This window comes from Pseudalkalibacillus sp. R45, from assembly GCF_052246725.1.
In the GTDB taxonomy this organism is placed as follows: domain Bacteria; phylum Bacillota; class Bacilli; order Bacillales; family Fictibacillaceae; genus Pseudalkalibacillus.
Genome location: NZ_JBQQCL010000050.1, coordinates 1 through 811, shown reverse-complemented (window position 1 = coordinate 811; position 811 = coordinate 1). Strand labels below are relative to the sequence as shown.

Annotated in this window: 2 tRNA genes and 1 rRNA gene; all 3 read right to left on the bottom strand. The window is 45.6% G+C overall.

Features of this window, described 5'->3' with window-relative positions:
* Positions 1 to 443 precede the first annotated feature (443 nt).
* A tRNA-Ala gene (locus ACTWQL_RS24865) sits at positions 444 to 519 on the bottom strand.
* Between the two features lie 23 nt (positions 520 to 542).
* A tRNA-Ile gene (locus ACTWQL_RS24860) sits at positions 543 to 619 on the bottom strand.
* Between the two features lie 125 nt (positions 620 to 744).
* A 16S ribosomal RNA gene (locus tag ACTWQL_RS24855) occupies positions 745 to 811 on the bottom strand; the annotation flags it as partial.

Sequence of the window (811 nt, the reverse complement as noted above, 5' to 3'; positions counted from 1 at the left end):
CTAGTGCCAAGGCATCCACCGTGCGCCCTTCATAACTTAACCTTTGACCAATCTATTAGCGTCGGATCTCTTTGTCAGCTGCGTTCGTCCGGTACTCACGTAGGTCAATCTACGCTCCGTTCCTCCCAAACTTTGCTTCCGCGATCTCCTCGCTTCTAGCTTGTCAATCATTATTCCATGATAAGCGGCGGATTTCTTTGTCAGTTTCGCTCCTCCGGTACTCATTTAGCTGAACTAAACTCCGTTTCCTCGGAACATCACTTCCTCGAACTCCTTGCTTCTCATGAACTAATGGTCATGATGTCAATAAAATTGACGCATTACAATTCGATGTCTTGTTTTCAAGAATTTCATTATCTAGTTTTCAAGGAACATTCTACCACTCTATGAAAGACGTGATATTTTCAGGATATTAACCTACAGACATGTTGTCAACAGATTAATGGTGGAGCCTAGCGGGATCGAACCGCTGACCTCCTGCGTGCAAGGCAGGCGCTCTCCCAGCTGAGCTAAGGCCCCAAATATTTTCTTCTATATAATAATGGTGGGCCTAAGTGGACTCGAACCACCGACCTCACGCTTATCAGGCGTGCGCTCTAACCAGCTGAGCTATAGGCCCAAAACCTCTAGAAATAAAAAAAGCTCTTCCAAACCCGGACACAAATGGTCAGGATAATGAAAAAGAGCTCTTTCAAAACTAAACAAAAGCCAAAGCGTGTTCCATGTCCATAAAGGACTCCTTAGAAAGGAGGTGATCCAGCCGCACCTTCCGATACGGCTACCTTGTTACGACTTCACCCCAATCATCTGT